Here is a 471-nt window from a genome sequence, read left to right as displayed (position 1 = left end):
CCGCTATACACTTATCTGCAGCGTTGTCGCTGACGAGTATCACTGTGACGCTTTCGGTGGCCGCGCTGACGCCTGTGAAGCTTACTGGCATTGCTAACATCAGCAATCCGAACAGGATTGCAAGGACTTTCTTTCCTATCATAACACTTCACCCCAGTTATCTTTATGAAAAAGGATATATTTAAGCTTTTTTAAGGAAATCGTCCAGTTGTGTTACCCATTGTTTAGAAAAAAGTGTTGAGATCAGATTTTTATCCAGTAACTGTTAACAAAGGTTTCTCAATGTTTAGCTGCGTTTAAAAATCAAGGATTCACCGCCAAATCTAGAAAACGGCTGAGATGTGGAAGGCCAAACAGATATCAGCATGGACTTATTTGGTTATAGCAACTGCTCGGACTGGACTACCCGAACCCGTCCTAACTTTCAGTGGAAATGCTATGAATGTGAACTCTTCCCCCACCAAAAGCTCG

1 pseudogene is annotated in these 471 nt (G+C 42.7%); it reads right to left on the bottom strand.

What is annotated here, in order from left to right:
- Positions 1–371: 371 nt before the first annotated feature.
- Positions 372–471: pseudogene (locus E3E29_RS11930) on the bottom strand (cyclase family protein); the annotation flags it as partial.

The organism is Thermococcus sp. Bubb.Bath, assembly GCF_012027595.1.
In the GTDB taxonomy this organism is placed as follows: Archaea; Methanobacteriota_B; Thermococci; order Thermococcales; family Thermococcaceae; genus Thermococcus.
This window is presented reverse-complemented; position numbering and strand designations above follow the sequence as displayed.